The following is a 19,666-nucleotide window of genomic DNA, read 5'->3' on the forward strand; positions in this document are numbered from 1 at the left end:
TTTTGTCTTTTGTACTTGCTCCTTCTGTCCTTTGTCCTTATTCTTTCCGTCCTTACTCTTTTGTCCTTATTCTTTTGTCCTTATTCTTTCCGTCCTTACTCCAAAAAACCTATGTCTGTATCACCCCCACGTTAAAAGCCTTTTCTATCGGAGCGTGATTGGCGGCTTCAATACCCATGGAAATTACCTTGCGGGTTTCCAGCGGGTCGATGATGCCATCTACCCAGAGCCGTGCGGCGGCGTAGTATGGGGTGGTTTGGGTGTTATATTTGTCTGTTATTTGTTTCAGTAGTTCGGCTTCTTTTACGGCATCTACCTCTTCGCCCCGGGCTTTTAGTCCGGCAGCCTGGATCTGCAGCAGGGTTTTGGCAGCTTGTCCACCACCCATAACGGCTATTTTGGCCGATGGCCAGGCGTAGATCAGTCGCGGGTCATAGGCTTTGCCGCACATGGCATAGTTGCCAGCGCCGTAGGAATTACCTATCACAATAGTAAATTTTGGCACTACCGAATTGGCTACCGCATTCACCATTTTAGCGCCATCTTTAATAATGCCGCCCTGTTCGCTGCGACTGCCTACCATAAAGCCGGTAACATCCTGCAAAAACACCAGCGGAATTTTCTTTTGGTTACAATTCATGATAAAGCGTGTTGCCTTATCTGCCGAATCGGAATAAATAACACCGCCAAAGCGCATTTCTCCGGTTTTGGCTTTTATCACTTTACGCTGATTGGCTACAATACCTACCGCCCAGCCATCTACCCTACCCAAACCGCAAATGATAGATTGACCGTAACCATCTTTATAAGGTTCAAATTCGGAGTTATCCAGCATCCGCAGAATAATATCATTCATATCATAAGCCTTCTCCCTGTTATCAGGCAGGATGCCGTAAATCTCTTTTGGGTCGAGCTTTGGCGGGGCCGGTTTTATACGGTCGAACCCGGCTTTGTTGTAATCGCCAACCATGCTCATGATATTGCGGATAGAATCAAGGCAGGCCTTATCGTTTGGTTGTTTATAATCGGTAACACCCGATATTTCGCAATGAGTGGTTGCCCCGCCCAGCGTTTCGTTATCCACATCCTCGCCAATGGCCGATTTTACCAGGTATGATCCCGCCAGGAAAACCGAACCTGTGCCCTCTACTATCATAGCTTCGTCGCTCATGATGGGCAGGTATGCCCCGCCAGCAACGCAGGCACCCATAATGGCCGAGATCTGGATGATTCCCATGCTGCTCATCATGGCATTGTTCCTGAAAATACGCCCGAAATGTTCCTTGTCCGGAAAGATCTCGTCCTGCAATGGCAAATACACCCCTGCCGAATCTACCAGGTAAATAATGGGCAGGCGGTTTTCCATAGCTATTTCCTGCGCGCGCAGGTTTTTCTTGGCCGTTATAGGGAACCATGCCCCGGCCTTCACCGTGGCATCATTGGCTACCACCACACATTGCCTGCCCGCCACATACCCAATACCCGTTATTACCCCGCCCGACGGACAACCGCCGTGCTCGGCATACATGCCATCGGCAGTAAAAGCGCCAACTTCAAGCCAGGGTTTGTCTTTATCTATGAGATAGGCCACACGTTCGCGGGCCAGCATTTTGCCTTTTTCTTTTTGTTTGGCCGCGGCCTTTTCGCCCCCGCCCTCATATACTTTTTTTAACCTGTTGTTCAGCTCGTAAACCAGCTGCTTATTCACATCCTCATTAATATTAAAGCCGATATCCATAGTTGGTTTTTATAGGAAATGTAAGTTAGGGAAAATTACAGGAGTAAAAGTGGGTAATTTTTTTTGTGTTTTGAAGGATACCGAAAGAATATTATGCACGCATAGCAATTTTTATTTACCCTAAAATTCAAGTATTAACACCTATAAAATTGCGTAAAAACACGCTTACTATTTTCCGCCAAACCATATAGCTTTACTGTACTAAACATAACCACCCTTATTATGATCCAGAAAACCAAAAACTATGGCTGGCTGCCCGATCTGCCCGATCACCGGGATTTGCGCTATGCCGTTGTACGCCATGCTGCCTTAGCCAAACCTGTACCCACCTCTGTTGATCTGCGCACGCAATGCCCGCCGGTATATGACCAGGGCGAACTTGGTTCCTGCACGGCAAATGCCATTGGCGGCGCTTTTGAGTTTGAGCTGATGAAACAAAAATTGGCGGTATTTACCCCATCGCGGTTGTTCATTTATTATAACGAGCGTGTGCTGGAAGGCCATGTTAAGGATGATAGCGGCGCGCAGATAAGGGACGGTGTAAAATCAGTTGCCACGGTTGGTGTTTGCGACGAAGCTGGCTGGCCATACCTGGTGACCAAATTTGCCAAAAAGCCTACCAAATCGCTATATACAAAAGCTAAAAAGAACCTCGCCATACAATATACCCGCCTTAATAATACTGCTATAAACGAGCTAAAAACCTGCCTTGCATCGGGCAATCCATTTGTTTTTGGGTTTACGGTTTACCAGAGTTTTGAGGGCGATAAGGTGGCTAAAACCGGCATCCTCACCATGCCCACAAAAACCGAAAGCGCCATTGGCGGCCATGCGGTTATGGCGGTTGGTTATGACGACGCCAGGAAAGCATTCATTGTACGCAACAGCTGGGGCGACGCATGGGGCGACAAAGGCTATTTTTATATGCCCTACGATTACATCACCAGCACCGACCTGGCCGATGATTTCTGGACGATTAGCCAGGTGGTGTAGATTTGGAGGATTGAGGACTTGGGGAGCAAGGATTAAGGATTTTTCTCTTCATATGAACACGACTCACCCCGTCTGCGCTTCGCTGGACACCCCTCTCTCCGGCTTCGCCGCATAGAGGGGATGGCGCTTCGACAAGCCGTAAAGATGGGCGGCCGAAGTTTTGCTTTCCGCAGACGACTCACCCGCCCATCGCTACGCTTGGGCCACCCTCTCTTCGCCTCCGGCGGAAAGAGGGGATTGCATAGCTTGACACGCTATGTTGATAATTTAAAAACTGTCTTTACCCTCTTTGCGGCGAAGCCGGAGAGAGGGTCGGCCAGCGAAGCGTAGCCGGGGTGAGTCCTAACCTTGGTCAGTTTACGACAACCACACACCCCACCTTTTTTTGACTTTTTAATTTTGAATTTTGACTTATGTAAGATTCCTATCCCTGAACCATACCTCATCGGGTTTGGCGTTAAAGCCATCCATCAGACTCACCAGTTCAATAGGATCGGCAGCGGTAATAACCAGCTCGCGATTGGTGGGTTTCAGGAATTTTTGGTCAACCATTACGTCCAATTGTTTTAGCAGCGAGTCATAAAAGCCGCCGGTGTTCAATAAACCTATGGGGTGATTATGCAAGCCCAATTGCAGCCAGGTAAGCACTTCAAAAAACTCTTCGAGTGTGCCAAGGCCGCCGGGCAGGGTGATGATACCGTCGCAAAGGTCATTCATCATTTGCTTGCGCTGGTGCATATTTTGCACGATGTGCAGTTCGGTAAGTCCGGTGTGGCCAACCTCCTTATCCATCAAAAACTGCGGAATAACCCCTATCGCTTTACCGCCGCGACTTAAAACAGCATCGGCAATGATACCCATAATACCTACTTTACCGCCGCCATACACCAGAGTAATTTCACGACTCACCATAACCTCGGCCAGTTGCTCAACAGCTTGTTTCAATAAAGGGTCGCCATTAAAATTGGCACCGCAGAATACGCAGATAGATTTCATTTTCAATTATAATAAATTAGTCCGAAAGTAGGGAAGTCAGAAAGTCCGGAAGTTTAAGCCTTAAAAACAAAGAAGTCCGGAAGTTATCAAGTAAAAAGATATTTATCTTTCCGACTTTACCAACTTCCGGACTTTCCGACTAAAGACACCAGACTATCTAATTACCTCGTATAGTTAGGCGCTTCTTTAGTTATAGTAATATCGTGCGGATGGCTTTCGCGCATACCGGCGGCAGTGATGCGTACAAATTTTGCACGTTGTAAGTCTTCAATATTAGCAGCACCGCAATAGTGCATACCGGCACGTAAACCACCTATGTATTGGAAAATTACTTCGGCCATGTTGCCTTTAAATGGCACCCGACCAACAATACCTTCGGGAACCAGTTTGGTTACCACATCAGTTTCATCCTGAAAGTAACGGTCTTTTGAACCTTTTGCCATTGCCTCAACAGAACCCATACCACGGTATGATTTAAATTTACGGCCTTCGTATATAATAGTTTCGCCTGGAGATTCTTCAACACCTGCAAACAATGAGCCTGCCATAATTGAGCTTGCACCGGCTGCGATAGCCTTTACAATATCGCCGGTTTGTTTAATACCACCATCGGCAATAACGGGAACGCCACGGCCTTCCAGCGCTTTGGCACATTCGTAAACCGCGTATAACTGCGGTACGCCCACACCTGCAATGATCCGTGTAGTACAAATAGAACCCGGACCAATACCCACTTTAACAGCATCAGCACCGGCATCTGCCAAAGCGATAGCCGCATCGGCAGTGGCTATGTTACCTGCTATAACCTGCAATTGCGGGTGCAGTGCTTTAACAGCCTTCACCATATCAATAACTCCTTTTGAGTGGCCATGTGCGGTATCAACTACCACAACGTCAACACCGGCGTTATACAGGGCAGTAACACGGTCAATATTATCGGCAGCAACTCCAACAGCTGCACCTACGCGCAGGCGGCCAAATTCGTCTTTACAGGCTATAGGGAAGTTTTTAACTTTTTGAATGTCTTTATAGGTAATTAAACCAACCAGCTTACCATCTTTATTTACAACAGGCAGCTTTTCAATTTTGTTGCCCTGCAGTATAGCTGTAGCCTCGGTAAGAGTAGTACCTTCGGGGGCAACTATAAGGTTGGTTTTGGTCATTATTTCCCTAACCGGCACGGTAAGGTCTTTTTGAAAACGCAAATCGCGGTTGGTGATAATGCCTTTAAGCCTATGCTCGGCATCAATAACGGGGATACCGCCAATGCTAAACTCCTTCATTATCTGAAAAGCATCTGCAAGCAGCGCATCCTCCAGCAAAGTAACAGGGTCCTGGATCATTCCACTTTCAGATCGTTTTACTTTACGCACCTCGTTGGCCTGTGCCTGTATGGTCATGTTTTTGTGTAAAATACCAATACCACCGGCCTGGGCTATGGCAATTGCCAAACCTGCCTCGGTAACGGTATCCATAGCGGCCGAAATGATGGGGATGTTTAAACGGATATTTTTTGTTAAAAAAGTACTGGTGTTAACATCACGCGGTAAAACTTCTGAATAAGCCGGGAGTAGTAAAACGTCGTCGTAGGTTAATCCTTCGGCAACAAATTTGGATGGGTCTAACTGCATAGCAAATAATTATTTTGGAGTTATTATTTGCCGGGCAAAGGTAACAAATATTTCGGATTATTAATATCCGGCGCAGGATTTATTTAAAAGCGGGGAGAAAATTGCTGTTTAATGATAATTGGGATGGCTGTTTGGATATATCTCCATTTATCGCCTAAATTGCATAAGCTGTGGGTTGTGATGATGGAAAACAGACAGTGAATACTTACGAAGTTTTAAAAACTTCGTAAGTCTGGGAGCGACATAATTGGGGCGTTGCCTTCGGCCCAGGCTATCCGCTCATACGCCTGCAGGCCTTATGCTCAGGGCCGGTATCCGCTCCTATCCCTAACGCGAGAGAAGTTAAACAGTAACTTTAAAATTGTCATTGCGAGCGTAGCGCGGCAATCCCATCATAAAGGTTATACGGCTTAGAGATCGTACCTTACAGCAATGACGCCCAGAGAAGGAGAAAGGGATAATTCCGAAAATCGAAAATCCGAAACCCCTCCTAATACTTCCCTACAATCACTTTGTAAAACTCATCGAAATGGAAATATTGGTTGGCCAGTTCAATCAGTTTATCTGATGTTATATTTTTTACCGTGTCGGCATACCTGTCGTAATAATCATAATCCAGGCCGGCAAAGTAGATGCTTTTGAATTTATCGGCATGGGAAAAAACATTCTCGAGGCTGCCCAGTAGCGAGCCCAGCATATAGTTGCGCACCAGCGACAGTTCTTCGGCAGGTACCAGGTCTGTTTTCAGGATGTTCAGTTCTTTTTCAATTTCGGTTACCGCTGCTTTGCAAACATCTGCGCCAACTTCGGTAGCTATAAAAAATGATCCGCCTTGTTTAAACGAGCCCAGGCCCGAGCCAATGCCGTAGGTGTAACCTTTATCCTCGCGGATGTTAGTCATTAGCCTTGAGCCAAAATAGCCACCGTAAACGGTATTTAATACCTGCAGCGCCTGAAAATCGGGATGGTTACGATTGATGGTCGGCGTACCTATCCTGATAGCCGATTGCAGGGCATCTGATTTTTCGGTAAAGTAAAAACGTTCGGCAGCGGCTTGCAATTCGGGCTGAGTGGTATCCGCAGTAATTGGGCCGTTTGTCCAGCCTTTATCAAAGGTGTCGGTTATCAGCGCCAACGCCGTTGCATCAACCTTACCTGCAATTATTATAGAACAGTTTGAGGGCTGGTATTGCAATTTGTAATGCGCCGCCAGATCATCGCGCTGCAGGCTTTTATAATTATCAAAGCTTGCACCCAAACCGTAAATGGTATTGCCGTAAATGGCTTTGTTGAAATCTCTGCGGGCAACAATATCGTTCTTTTGCAAACTTACCTGTAGCTTTTGCTGCTGGTTACGCTTAAACGTTTCCAGTTCCTTTTCAGGGAAAACAGAATTGGTAAGCAGATCGGCAATTACAGGCAGCGTTTGGTGCAGGTGCTTGTTTAAACTATACAGCGTAACCTGCGAATTTTCGTACCCGTAATCAACCTGCAAAAACGCACCGTAAAAATCAATTTTATCGGCAATTTGCGCAGCGGTTAAGGTGTTGGTGCCTTCGGTAAGCATGGTATTAACAGCCATGTTAAGCAAGGGTTTGGCCGGGTTAAAGCGCAGGTTGTTAAATACCCACTCAATACGTACCAGTTCCTGATCGCCGCTGTTAAAACAATAAATATTGCAGCCGTTACCCAGCGTTTTATGCTCGGGGCGTATAAGGGTTATATTATCGATAGCCTTAAAATCCGGGGCTAATGTTCTGTTTAGTTCAGTCATTGGTTCATTGGTCATTAGGTCATTGTTTTTGTCTGAACCAGGATTAAGCAGATTTAGGTATTTTTAGGATTTTGATTTGCAATTGATCCTCTTTAATCTGTTTAATCATGATTGAGACTAATTCTGCTTAATTCAGGTTCAGACTAATTCCGTTTGCTCTGCCAGATAGATCAGCGTTGATGAATTATCTTTTCTGAATATGTTGTTGGCTACCTCTTTGATCTGCGCGGCTGTTACGGCCAGGTATTTTTCCGTTTCGTAGTTCAGCTGGTCGGCATCGCCAAGCAGTTCGAATGATGCCAGGTTCATGGCCTTATCAAGCAGGCTCATTTCTGAAAACACCATGGTCGATTCGGTTTTGTTTTGCACCTTGGTCAGCTCATCAGCGGGGATGGCTTCGGTCTTCACCTTTTCCAGTTCTTCCCAAAGGGCAGCTTCGGCCTGTTCAATGCTCACGTTCTCCAAAGGCTTGCCTTCCAGTACAAACATACCTTTATCCAAACTGCTGGTAATGTAGGCATGTACCTCGCTGAAGATCTGTCTGTCCTGCACCAAACTGCGGTACAAACGCGATGAATTACCGCGCGACAATATATCGCTTAACAATTCAACAGCATAATAATCATCATCAAGCCTTGCCCCCATCTGAAAAGCAATATAAACATCGTTAAGCGGTACCTTGGCGGTAACGGTTTCGCGGCGCTCGTCATGCTGCTCGGGTTCCTGCGGCAGGTTGCGGTGGTATTTTTCGCCTGCGGGGATGGGGCCAAACCATTTTTCGGCAAGTTGTTTTACCTGCTCCAAATTCACATCGCCGCCTACTACCATAATGGCGTTTTGCGGGGTGTAGTGTTTTTTAAAGAAGGCTTTTACATCTTCAATACGGGCATCTTCAATATGTTTAATGGTTTTGCCAATGGTGGCCCATTTGTATGAATGCTCCTTGTAAACCAGCGGCCGCAGCTTTAACCAAACATCGCCATAAGGCTGGTTCAGGTAACGCTGCTTAAACTCCTCAATTACCACGTTACGCTGCACCTCCAGGCTTTTCTCGCTAAAGGCAAGACTCAGCATGCGGTCGCTTTCCAGCCAAAAGGCGGTTTCAATATTGGCCGATGGCAGGGTGATATAATAGTTGGTGATATCGTTACTGGTAAAAGCGTTGTTTTCGCCGCCTACACGCTGCAGGGGTTCATCATAGCTGGGAATATTTACCGAACCACCAAACATGAGGTGCTCAAACAAGTGAGCGAAGCCGGTTTGTTCGGGGTTTTCGTCGCGCGCGCCAACATCATAAAGAATGTTGAGCACCGCCATAGGCGTAGTATTATCTTCGTGAACAATAACCCGCAGGCCATTATCCAGTGTAAATCGGTTGAACTTAACCATGTACAGGGTTTATATTAAAACAGACAGCAAATGTAAAACTTTTGTTGATATAGGATTAAGATAGATTACAGATGTGCAAATTTCAAATGTGCGGGTTACAGATGTGCAGATTACAGATTATAGATGTGCAAATGAATAGGCCGTAACGTCTTTGCGAGGTACGAAGCAATGACGTGGTTTGTTTTTTTAGACCCAAAATTCCGGTTCAGACAATACCCTTCCCCGTCAGCAGATAAGCTTCTGACGAAAGCGGGCAGAACAATGGTGGCCTCGTGTGGTTGCGGGGGCATAGCAAGTTTTGCAGAAGGGGCAGTGAATCGGGGCAAATAATTGCAGTCCGTGGTTCTGACTGATTTGCAGGGCAAAGGCCTTGTGCGGCAAAGAAGCCTCTCTGCTGAAAGCCTTTTGGTTACTTTGTGGCTACAAAGTAACTGGCCCTCCCGCGGCCAGGAGCGGGTATGCGGCCAGAAAAGCCACAATTTTCAGCCCAATGCAATAGTTTTCCATAATAACAAAATTCTTAAATTTGTTATCATATGCTTATCAGTGAACAACTTATAGTAGAGTTATCGCACACATTGGGTAAACCCAAAGTATTAAAACTGAGCCGTGTCTTAGAAGAACAGCATTTTGCGTTGCGTGATCTGATAGATATTACTTTTCATCCCGACCAGGTAATAGGTTTCCGGGCTGTGTGGATATTAGAAAATATGTTTTTGAAAGATCCGGAAAATTACCTTAACGATCTGGAATACTTTGTATCACGTTTTAAAGGGGTCGGGAACCCCAGTTGCATGCGGCATTACGCCAAACTGATCATGCACATGACCGATACCACATCACCGGAAACCATAAAGCTAAAATTAAAAACAATTGACCTGGAGCCCGTTATTGAGCAACTGTTTGATTGGATGATAAACCCCAAAGTAAAGGTAGCAGTAAAGGCTTTCGCGGGCCAGGCACTGTTTAATCTTAAAGATACTTACCCATGGATAGCCGACGAACTTGCCGGCCAGCTAAAATACCTTATGCGCAACGGAAGCGCCGGAATACAGTCGAAAGGAAAAAGGCTACTGAAGGAGTTGTAACCGTGCAGATCAGCTGCGTTGAGGGTTTGACTATTTTAAGTGTGCCGGGGTTTCGGTTGGTGCAAAGTAATACCATTACAAGTATTGCCAGGCTTTTAAAACTTCGCAACTCCTGAAAATGCAAAACCAATGATCTTATTATATGAAGCATACAACCAATTTACCCACGTTTTAAACTCTTTATAAGGCTTAATACAGATTGGGTCATCAAGTCACCGATACAACTAACCAATGCTTAATGACCCAATAATGCGAAGCACAATGAACCAATAACAAAAATAACCAAAGCTATCCCTCTCCTTTTTACCGGAGAGGGATAGTTGGCACACTAACTTATTAACTTATATAAACTATTTTTCGGGCTTTTGGCCCTGGGATTACACCATTATATTTTCCATAACGCTTTGTCCATCCAGCAGGCGTATAATACGGTGGCTGTAACGGGCGTCATGCTCAGAGTGGGTAACCATTATAATGGTTGTACCTTGTTCATTTAAATCGGTAAGCAGTTCCATAACATCGTTACCGTTGCTGCTGTCAAGGTTACCTGTGGGCTCATCCGCAAGGATAAGTTTGGGTTTGTTAACTACGGCACGGGCAATAGCCACACGCTGCTGCTGACCACCCGATAATTGCTGCGGATAGTGGTTGCGGCGGTGCATGATCTGCATTTTATCTAATACCTCTTCTACCCTTTTTACACGCTCGGCAGCGGCAACACCTGTGTAAATCAATGGCAGCTCTACGTTTTCAAAAACGGTAAGCTCATCAATAAGGTTAAAGCTTTGGAATACGAAGCCAATGTTGTGCTTGCGCAGATCGGCACGTTTACGTTCGGTAAAGTGTGCTACCTCAATATCGTTAAATACATAGCTGCCTGCATCCGGATCATCAAGCATGCCTAAGATATTAAGCAGGGTTGATTTTCCACAGCCAGATGGGCCCATAATGGCCACAAACTCGCCCGTTGCAATTTCAATTGACAGCTTGTTTAACGCTATCGTTTCTACCTCTTCTGTGCGGTAAAATTTTTCGAGATTAGTAATCTTTATCATTGGTGCCTCCTGAATCGTCTTCGCCGTTTTAAAGCGGGCCCGACTTGTTTTTTATAGTTTGTTAATTAGTTTATATCTGTTTTATAATATGATGCTTAACAGCTGCTTTTCGTTGCAGTTAAACAGTAATATTTTTTATTCATCTCCGAAGGGAGTCTTTATTCTTTACTCCTTGCTCTTTAATCTATCCTCAATTACTTCTTCAATACCAGTTCCTGGATATCTCCGTAAGTTTCATAGCTTGAGGTTATTACCTTATCGCCGGGATTTAAGCCCTGTGATACCACATAGTAATCGGTACTGTTAAGGCCGAGCTGTATGTTAACCTTATAGGCCCTTGTACCATCTTCGCTCACCTTAAATATCCAGTTGCCGCCGGTTTGCTGGTAAAAGCCGCCTTTAGGCACCAATACCGCAATTCTTTCCTCGCTTAGCGCTAAACGCACCTGCAGTGTCTGGCCTTTACGGATGCCCTTGGGTACCGCACCCACAAACTCCATATCAACCTGGAAACGACCAGCAGTTACCTGCGTAAACACCTTTTTAATAACCAGGTTATAGGTTTTATCGGCAAATTGAAAATCGCCTTTTAAGCCTGTATAAATGCGGCTCAGGTAATGCTCATCAATATCAACCCTTACCTTAAAGCCCGATTGTACGTCTATCTGACCCAGGTGTTCGCCTTTGTTTTTGCTTTGGCCAACTTCAGCATCCATAGAGGTAAGCTGCCCGTCTATAGGTGCCCTTAATGTTAAATCGGCCACTTTTTTACGCATCAGCTCCAGTGTGCTTTTCATGTGGGCATATTGCTCGCGCGATTGTACGTCCTGCTGTTTCACCATTGATGTATCCTGCGACAGGATTTGCGATGCCAGTTTTTTACGGCGAAGCTGGTACTGGTAAGTATTAAGTGCCGATTGATATTCCTGCATGCCTATCGCTTTTTGATCGTACAGGCTTTTATCCAGCTTGTAAATTCTTTCGGCTTCTTTAAAGGCAACATCCACATCGGCCATGCTGTTCAGTTTATTGATAGTACTTGTTTGCGAACTGGTGCGCGAAATTTGCATTTGCGTTTGCTCTGCATAAACCGCTGTTTCCTGGTTAGCCAGGGTAAGTTCCAGATCGGTATTTGAAAGTTTAAGGATCGGATCGCCTTTTTTAAGGTCGGCGCCATCCTCTACATATTTTTCTTCAACCCGGCCACCTTCCGATGCATCAAGATAAATGGTAGTAAGCGGCATTACCACGCCGTTAACCGGTATAAACTCCTGAAACGGACCTTTTGTAATAGTACTTATAGTGATGCGTTCAGTATCAACATCAAGTTTGCTTTTGCCCGATGTAAAATAAATGCTGCCCCCAATTAATAAAATTATGCCTGTAATGCCCGCTATTGTGAGTATCCGCTTGCTGTTCCAGGTCTTTTTTTCAATTTTTCTGTCCACTGTAGTTTGTTATATTTTCAATAATAGTTACAAAAAGATATGCCACAAATTAAAATACTGTATTTCAGTACATTAAACAACAAACCGCTATTTAGGGCGTACGCTTCTGTTACATCAAGTGTACGGTATTGATACAGTGTTCAGGCACGCCAAACCTTATGTTTTCTTAAAAAGTACGGCAACTTTTTAAAGTTAAAAAAACACCTTAATTTAGCACATTTCCGGGGTGTTTTTGCATCAATTTAGTACACCAATCATACACTGAACAGCTGTTTTATTAAATAGCCCAACGTTCAAAAAAATCTATTATCGGTGTTGTTATGAAAATTAGGTATGCAATTATTAATTTGCATGCAGGTTTATAGTAACAAAATGCCCGGCCCGCGCGTCTGCTAAATATACCGGCCATGTGCTGTGAACTATTAACTACGAACTTACAAAACCTATGATACTTAAAAAAGCTACTATTTTAATTGTTGATGACGATCCGGATGTACTTACGGCGGTTAAGCTGTTGCTTAAAACAGAGGCACAGGAAGTAATTACCGAAAAAAATCCGGAGAACCTTAACTGGCTGCTGCAACGCAACGAGGTTGACCTGGTATTGCTGGATATGAACTTTAACAGCGCCATTAACACCGGCAACGAAGGCTTGTACTGGCTGCGCAAGGTGAAAGACTGGAAACCCAACGTATGTGTAATTATGATTACCGCCTACGGCGATATTGACCTTGCCGTACGATCGCTTAAAGAAGGTGCCAATGATTTCATAGTAAAGCCCTGGCACAACGAAAAACTGATAGCCACCATAAAAGAACTTCTTGATAAAAAGGAAGGTGTAAAAACCACTAAAACAGCCGTAAAGAACACAGCCGGTGATACATCTATCCTCGGCGAATCAGATGTGATGCAGGATATTTTTCATAAGGTGAACAAAATTGCCCCTACCGATGCCAATATTTTGCTACTTGGCGAAAACGGAACAGGTAAGGATTTGATGGCTAAAGCTATCCATGAACGCTCATTACGGGCCGATAAGCCATTTATTAAGGTGGATGTTGGCGCACTTACCGATACCTTGTTTGAAAGCGAGCTCTTCGGTCATAAAAAGGGTGCCTTTACTGATGCCCGGGAAGACAGGACAGGCCGTTTTGAGGATGCGCAGGGCGGTACCTTGTTTTTAGATGAAATAGGTAACATCACTCTGCAGCAGCAGGCAAAATTGCTTACCATATTGCAAAACAGGCAGGTAACGCGCCTGGGTACAAACAAGGCCGTTGATATTGATATCAGACTTATTTGCGCTACCAACGTACCCATGCATGAACTGGCCAATGAAAACCGTTTCAGGAAGGATTTAATTTACCGGATAAACACGGTAGAAATAAACATGCCACCCCTGCGTAAACGCAATGAAGATATTGCCATACTGGCCCGGCATTTTGCCAAACAGTATGCCAGTAAATACCTCAAGCCTTCTGTTGATTTTGATGCTGCCGCCCTGCAGAAACTAAAGGGGTATAACTATCCCGGTAATGTGCGCGAGCTGCAGTATACCATTGAAAGGGCCGTAATTATGGCCGACGATCATATCCTTCGCCCGGATGATCTTATCTTTTCCATCCTGGAAACATCTACCGATAACAGCGCCGATGATGACAATATTCAACTAAGCACCCTGGAAAAAAATGCCATTTTAAGGGTAATAGAAAAACACAACGGCAACATTACCCGGGCCGCCAAGGAACTGGGCCTAACCCGTACCGCATTATACCGCAGATTGAGCAAATATGATATTTAACCGTTACGAATGGCGGCTATTGCTGCGCGTATTTTTACTGTTCGTGGTACTTTGCGCCGCGGCGTATGTTATTGTTATAGCAAAGTATTTGTACCTGGTTATCTGTGTACCGCTGGTAGCTTATGCCGTTGTGGAGATGATCCGCTTTCAGAAAAAGGCGCAGGATGAGGTTAACCAGTTTGTTGAATCTATCCACTACCGTGATTTTTCGAGGCATTTTGATGTGCGTAAGGCACCAAATGAGTTAAAGCCGTTGCGCAAGGGTTTTAATGATATCAATACCACATTTAAACTGATCAGCCGCGAGCGGGAAACGCAGTACCATTACCTGCAAAAGATTTTGGAACTGGTTGATACCGGTATTTTATCGTACGAAGAAGAAACGGGCAATATAAGCTGGATAAACGAGGCCTTTAAAAAACTCATCAGCATTCCCTATCTTAAAACCGTTCATTCGCTTGAAAAACGGGAGCCGGGCTTATACCTTGAACTGATAAAACTTAAACCGGGCGATAGCAATATCATCACTATTACCCGCAACCAGCAGCTCATTAAAATATTGATAACCGCCAGCGTTATGCGCAGCGACGATAAGTTATACAAACTGATAGCTTTCCAGAACGTGAGCGAGGCTTTGGACGAAACCGAATCAAAAGCATGGTCTAAATTGCTTAACGTGATGACGCATGAGATCATGAACTCGGTTGCCCCTATCTCCTCACTGGCCGATACGCTGAAAAACAGGCTGCAAAGCCCGGAGATTGTGAACAGCGTACAAAGCAGCGAGCTGGAAGACCTGGAGCTGGGTATCGATACTATAAAACGCCGTAGCGAGGGCTTGCTTAAATTCACAGAAAGCTACCGCAGCCTTAACAAGATCACCAAGCTTGATCTGGATAAGATCCTGGTGCGTAACCTGTTCGAAAACCTGGCCAGCCTCATGCGGCCCACCCTCGAAAAGAAAAATATTGAGCTCGAGATTATCCTGCGCGACCCTGCCCTTGCCATAAAGGCCGATATTAACCTTATTGAGCAGGTAATGATAAACCTGCTGGTAAATGCCATTGAAGCCGTAAAAGACCGAGAGGAACCACGATTAACCCTATCTGCCGAAATCCAAAGCAATAATAAAACCCTGGTTAAAGTATCAGACAATGGCCTGGGTATGCCACCCGAACTATTGGATAAGATCTTTATCCCTTTCTTTAGTACCCGTAAAACCGGCAGCGGTATAGGGCTTAGTTTGTGTAAACAGATTATGCTGCTGCATAAAGGTAATATCCAGGTACAATCAACCGAGGGCAAGGGTTCATCGTTTATATTGCAGTTTACTACGTAAAGCGACTTTTCAAAAATGAATACCTTTCGCATTTTCGCCATTTCGGGCAGCTTACGTTCAGGATCATCAAACCATAATATCCTGAAATATTTAGGGAGTTTGTTACCTGCTAATGTTGCTTATACCATTTATGATGAACTGGCGCTAATTCCACCTTTTGATCCCGGGTTGGATAATGAAACACCACCCACATCGGTAGCAGCATTGCGGCACCTTTTGACAAATGCCGATGCGGTAATTATTTGTACGCCGGAGTATGCTTTTGGCGTGCCCGGTCAGCTTAAAAACATGCTGGATTGGCTGGTATCCAGCAGTTCGCTGGTTGATAAACCGGTTTCGCTGATAACGGCATCTTCGTCCGGGCAATATGCGCACCCATCATTATTACTTACGCTGGGTGCGCTGTCGGCAAATTTGGTGGAGGGAGCATCGTTACTCATCCCCTTTATCCGCGCCAAAATGGACATCGAGGGGAACATCACGGATGACGATACTATCAAGAGTTTAAAAAGCGTTATAAATAACCTCCTAAAAACTTTAAAATTAGCCACTTATTAATAAATTTACGGTATAAACTACTCATCATGAAAAAGACCATACTGTTACTTATCGTCGCCATATTTGCTGCTACGGCAAGCACCTTTGCGCAAACTACCCCGCCATCAAGCAGCGATGTATTAACCAAAGCTTATGCGCAGGCATCCAAAGAAAACAAAAAAGTGATATTGATATTCCACGCCTCATGGTGCGGCTGGTGCAAAAAAATGGAGGCATCGTTAAACGATCCGTCGTGCAAGCAATTGTTTGATAACAACTATGTTATTGCTACGCTTGACGTATTGGAGCAGCCAGAAAAAAAGAACCTGGAAAATCCGGGCTCTACCGAAGCATTGGCAAAATTCCACGGCGAGAAATCGGGTCTGCCATTTTGGTTGGTATTAGATGATAAAGGAAAAGTATTAGGCGACAGCCAGATGAGGCCACAAGGCGCAAGCCTTGATACCCCCGGCGAAAACGTAGGCTGCCCTGCACAGGAAAACGAAGTGGCTTTTTTCACCCAGCTGCTAAAATCAACCTCAAAACTAACCGATGCTGACCTGACTGTTATTGGCAAACGTTTCGCACTTAACAAACCCACCCCGGTTGCAAAACCTGCAGGGACTAAATAATATTTTGTATGAACCTTCATTTATGAAATTTTAGAGTTTCCGTAATTCAAACACATAGTTACAATAGAAAAGGCCTTAAGAAATTCAAAATTCTTAAGGCCTGTTTAGTTTCTTAGAGTCTGTTTAAAAATGAAAGTTATTCATTGCCGTTGACTTTAGTCAACGGTGGTAAAAGGCATTATTACGGGCTTTAGCCCAATTATCCAAGCTATATTTGGGCTAAAGCCCCCGTTTTCTACTCATTATTCCGTTGACTAAAGTCAACGGCAATGAATTTTATAGCATACCCAAATAGTTTAAATCAAATTTAGACAGTTCTGAGGCGTTGTTTATTTTTTTAAAGATCAAATTAAACCAAATAGCAATTTAATTGTCTAACTCAAACTTTATAATAAACCTTAAAACAATGTGCCCATTATCATCAATAAATAGGTATTCACACCTGCGCTGTTGTTTGATGTTCTTTATTTTAATAACGGCAAACTATATAGCTTACGGGCAAAGTAAGTATGGCCTTGTTATCAGCAATTCAGCGCATTTAAGCGGCGCAATAATCAGGAACACAAATTCACATAAACTATCCATCAGCAATAGTAACGGCGAATTTTCGCTAACCGTAAGCAAAGGCGATACCATTTTAACAAGTTACATGGGGTTTAAAACGGATACAATGGTTTTCAATAATCAAAACTCTTTGCTAATTACACTTAACCAATCGCATAATTTATTAAACGAAGTTGTGATTAGGGATAATCCGATCAATCCGCTGAAAAAATTCAGAAGAAACCAGGAAGAATACAAACAAATATACCGCATTGGCGATAACAAAAATATCGTGTCGGTATTTGGTGGCGCCGGCTTTGGCGGTGTAGGTATTAGTATTGATAAACTATACAGTGCATTAAGCAGGGAAGGAAAAAATGCACGCAGGCTGCAGCGAGCCCTGGTTACCGACTATAAAGCCGATATTGTAGACGCCCGCTTTACCAAAAGTCTGGTAACTAAAATAACCGGTTATACAGGCGAGCGACTTGATATTTTCATGATAGACAACCGCCCTACTTATGAATTTGTTAAAAACGCCCCTGATTACGATCTCATAAAATATATACGACAAAAGTTGAACAATAACGCCGTTTTGAAAGATACTACGCTTGCTCCCGATAGTAAACAGGATTTAAGAATAAAGTAAAATTTACCGGGGTTAAAATTGTATGGCACTGCCAATTTGACAATTTAATGAGTTTGGAACATGCATTGATGAATGCGGTTACATGGGATAATTGCGCCATTTAAAAAACGCAAATACACGCCCTGTTTAACTTAATTAAATTAAAAACATCATACTATTATGCAAGAAAAAGGCAGCATTTCGATTCACACCGAGAACATTTTTCCGATCATTAAGAAGTTTCTTTACTCTGATAATGAGATATTTTTGCGCGAGCTGGTATCAAACGCGGTAGATGCTACCCAAAAGATCAAACGCCTGGCTTCTTTAGGCCAGTACAACGGCGAACTGGGCGACCTGCGCGTTGAAGTGGCGTTTGACGAGGCTAAAAAAACCATCACCATTAGCGATAATGGCCTGGGTATGACCGCCGAAGAGATCAAAAAATACATTAACCAGATAGCGTTTTCTGGCGCTACCGAGTTTATGGAAAAATTTAAAGAAGCTAAAGATGCCAATGAGATCATCGGTCGCTTTGGTTTAGGCTTTTACTCAGCCTTTATGGTGGCCGATAAGGTAGAGATACAAACCCTAAGCTACCAGGAAGGTGCCGAGCCTGCTTACTGGGTTTGCGATGGCAGTACCGAGTTTGAAATTGGCGAAGGCGTTTTGGCCGAACGCGGTACCGAAATAACGCTGTACATCAACAGCGAATCGGAAGAGTTTTTAAGCCAGTACAAACTGCAGGAAATACTTGATAAATACTGTAAGTTTTTACCGGTGCCAATTAAATTCGGCACTAAAAGCGAGCAGGAAGAAGACGGCGTTGACGAAGAAGGCAAGCCTAAATACATTGAGGTTCAGCACGATAATATCATCAACGATACCAACCCTATCTGGACCAAAGCTCCATCTGAATTAAAGGATGAGGATTACCTTGATTTTTACAAACAACTTTATCCTTTCAGCGAAGATCCGCTATTCTGGATCCACTTGAATGTTGATTATCCGTTTAACCTTACCGGCGTATTGTACTTCCCTAAGCTGAAGAATGATTTTGAGGTTTCTAAAAACAAGATCAAATTGTTCAGTCGCCAGGTATTTATTACCGACGAGGTAAAAGACATCGTACCCGAGTTTTTGATGCTGCTACATGGCGTTATCGACTCACCGGATATCCCGTTGAACGTATCGCGCAGCTTTTTACAGGCCGATAGCAACGTTAAAAAAATAAACAGCTACATCACCAAAAAAGTGGCTGATAAATTGGCAGAACTGTTTAAAGCCGACCGTAAAGCCTACGAAGATAAATGGACCGACATTGGCCTGTTTGTTAAATACGGAATGGTGAGTGAAGACAAGTTTTATGATAAAGCCAAGGATTTTGTTTTGGTTACCAATACCAAAAACGAAAACTTTACCTTACCCGAATACAAAGAAAAGGTAGAAGCCGTACAAACCGACAAAGACGGACAGGTGGTTTACATTTACACCAACGATCCTGCAAAACAGGATGCATTTATCCAATCGGCAGGTAAAAAAGGTTACGATGTGCTGGTGATGAACTCGCCAATTGATAACCACTTTATTAGTCAGCTGGAGCAAAAGCTGGAGAAAACATCATTGAAACGTGTTGATGCCTCTGTTGCCGATAAGCTGATCAACAAAGATGAAGCGTTGGAATCTGTTTTAACTGACGAACAATCAACCCAGGTAAAAACCATTTTTGACAAGGCCATTAACAAGGCGGCCTACAAAGTTGAACTGGAAAGCCTTAACCCTGACGAACTGCCTGTTACAGTAACTATGGACGAGTTTATGCGCCGTATGAAAGATATGGCAGCCATGGGCGGCGGCATGGGCTTTTACGGCAACATGCCCGATAACTACAAGGTTGTTGTTAACGGAAACCACAAATTGATTACCCGCATTTTGCAGGAAGAAAACGAGGAAGTACAGGCACAACTATCAAAACAAGCGTTTGACCTGGCCCTGCTTTCGCAAGGCTTACTAACCGGTGCCGAACTTACCGAGTTTGTAAACCGCAGCGTTAATTTGATATAAATTGATTGAT

General features: G+C 44.1%; 15 protein-coding genes. 8 read left to right on the top strand and 7 right to left on the bottom strand.

The genetic code is table 11. The annotated features are described in order from the left end of the window. Positions 1 to 109: 109 nt before the first annotated feature. Positions 110 to 1,738, bottom strand: coding sequence for an acyl-CoA carboxylase subunit beta (locus BLS59_RS04140; RefSeq protein WP_091144803.1), 1,629 nt, complete (start codon positions 1,736 to 1,738; stop codon positions 110 to 112). Positions 1,739 to 1,960: 222 nt separating this feature from the next. Here BLS59_RS04140 and BLS59_RS04145 point away from each other — a divergent pair, with 222 nt between their 5' ends. Continuing rightward, positions 1,961 to 2,731 carry a C1 family peptidase gene (locus tag BLS59_RS04145; protein WP_091144807.1) on the top strand — a complete coding sequence of 257 codons (771 nt, stop codon included), beginning with the start codon at positions 1,961 to 1,963 and terminating at the stop codon, positions 2,729 to 2,731. A gap of 411 nt (positions 2,732 to 3,142) precedes the next feature. Here BLS59_RS04145 and BLS59_RS04150 read toward each other — a convergent pair whose 3' ends face one another. The 4 genes from BLS59_RS04150 to BLS59_RS04165 form a co-directional block, all read right to left on the bottom strand. After that, the gene (locus tag BLS59_RS04150) at positions 3,143 to 3,727 is read right to left on the bottom strand and encodes an LOG family protein (RefSeq protein WP_091144811.1); all 585 of its coding nucleotides are present in this window, start codon (positions 3,725 to 3,727) and stop codon (positions 3,143 to 3,145) included. 161 nt (positions 3,728 to 3,888) lie between these two features. Next, complete coding sequence (gene guaB, locus BLS59_RS04155; protein ID WP_091144814.1) at positions 3,889 to 5,358, bottom strand: IMP dehydrogenase; 1,470 nt, start codon at positions 5,356 to 5,358, stop codon at positions 3,889 to 3,891. Between the two features lie 490 nt (positions 5,359 to 5,848). Continuing rightward, positions 5,849 to 7,132 carry a M16 family metallopeptidase gene (locus tag BLS59_RS04160; protein WP_091145099.1) on the bottom strand — a complete coding sequence of 428 codons (1,284 nt, stop codon included), beginning with the start codon at positions 7,130 to 7,132 and terminating at the stop codon, positions 5,849 to 5,851. A 138-nt stretch (positions 7,133 to 7,270) separates the two neighbouring features. After that, positions 7,271 to 8,521, bottom strand: coding sequence for a M16 family metallopeptidase (locus BLS59_RS04165; protein ID WP_091144817.1), 1,251 nt, complete (start codon positions 8,519 to 8,521; stop codon positions 7,271 to 7,273). 536 nt (positions 8,522 to 9,057) lie between these two features. On the opposite strand from BLS59_RS04165, the gene BLS59_RS04170 reads away from it, so the two are divergent. After that, the gene (locus tag BLS59_RS04170; protein ID WP_091144821.1) at positions 9,058 to 9,609 is read left to right on the top strand and encodes a hypothetical protein; all 552 of its coding nucleotides are present in this window, start codon (positions 9,058 to 9,060) and stop codon (positions 9,607 to 9,609) included. A gap of 377 nt (positions 9,610 to 9,986) precedes the next feature. Here BLS59_RS04170 and BLS59_RS04175 read toward each other — a convergent pair whose 3' ends face one another. Together BLS59_RS04175 and BLS59_RS04180 are read right to left on the bottom strand one after the other, a co-directional pair. Then, on the bottom strand, positions 9,987 to 10,664 hold the full coding sequence (locus tag BLS59_RS04175; RefSeq protein ID WP_091144824.1) for an ABC transporter ATP-binding protein: 678 nt from the start codon (positions 10,662 to 10,664) through the stop codon (positions 9,987 to 9,989). Positions 10,665 to 10,858: 194 nt separating this feature from the next. Next, positions 10,859 to 12,112: an efflux RND transporter periplasmic adaptor subunit gene (locus tag BLS59_RS04180; RefSeq protein WP_091144828.1), complete on the bottom strand. Its 1,254-nt coding sequence runs from the start codon at positions 12,110 to 12,112 to the stop codon at positions 10,859 to 10,861. 445 nt (positions 12,113 to 12,557) lie between these two features. Here BLS59_RS04180 and BLS59_RS04185 point away from each other — a divergent pair, with 445 nt between their 5' ends. The 6 genes from BLS59_RS04185 (at position 12,558) to htpG (ending at position 19,656) form a co-directional block, all read left to right on the top strand. Further along, positions 12,558 to 13,913: a sigma-54-dependent transcriptional regulator gene (locus tag BLS59_RS04185; protein WP_091144831.1), complete on the top strand. Its 1,356-nt coding sequence runs from the start codon at positions 12,558 to 12,560 to the stop codon at positions 13,911 to 13,913. Further along, positions 13,903 to 15,252: a sensor histidine kinase gene (locus tag BLS59_RS04190; RefSeq protein WP_091144835.1), complete on the top strand. Its 1,350-nt coding sequence runs from the start codon at positions 13,903 to 13,905 to the stop codon at positions 15,250 to 15,252. Before BLS59_RS04185 ends, BLS59_RS04190 begins: the two co-directional genes overlap by 11 nt. A 15-nt stretch (positions 15,253 to 15,267) precedes the next feature. Further along, a complete protein-coding gene (locus BLS59_RS04195) occupies positions 15,268 to 15,810 on the top strand; it encodes an NADPH-dependent FMN reductase (protein ID WP_091144838.1) in 543 nt (180 codons plus the stop codon). 26 nt (positions 15,811 to 15,836) lie between these two features. Next, a complete protein-coding gene (locus BLS59_RS04200; protein ID WP_091144842.1) occupies positions 15,837 to 16,421 on the top strand; it encodes a thioredoxin family protein in 585 nt (194 codons plus the stop codon). Positions 16,422 to 16,827: 406 nt separating this feature from the next. Then, the gene (locus tag BLS59_RS04205) at positions 16,828 to 17,613 is read left to right on the top strand and encodes a carboxypeptidase-like regulatory domain-containing protein (protein WP_091144846.1); all 786 of its coding nucleotides are present in this window, start codon (positions 16,828 to 16,830) and stop codon (positions 17,611 to 17,613) included. Between the two features lie 159 nt (positions 17,614 to 17,772). Continuing rightward, the gene (gene htpG, locus BLS59_RS04210; RefSeq protein ID WP_091144849.1) at positions 17,773 to 19,656 is read left to right on the top strand and encodes a molecular chaperone HtpG; all 1,884 of its coding nucleotides are present in this window, start codon (positions 17,773 to 17,775) and stop codon (positions 19,654 to 19,656) included. Positions 19,657 to 19,666 lie beyond the last annotated feature (10 nt).

The sequence above is a fragment of the Mucilaginibacter pineti genome (assembly GCF_900101875.1).
In the GTDB taxonomy this organism is placed as follows: domain Bacteria; phylum Bacteroidota; class Bacteroidia; order Sphingobacteriales; family Sphingobacteriaceae; genus Mucilaginibacter; species Mucilaginibacter pineti.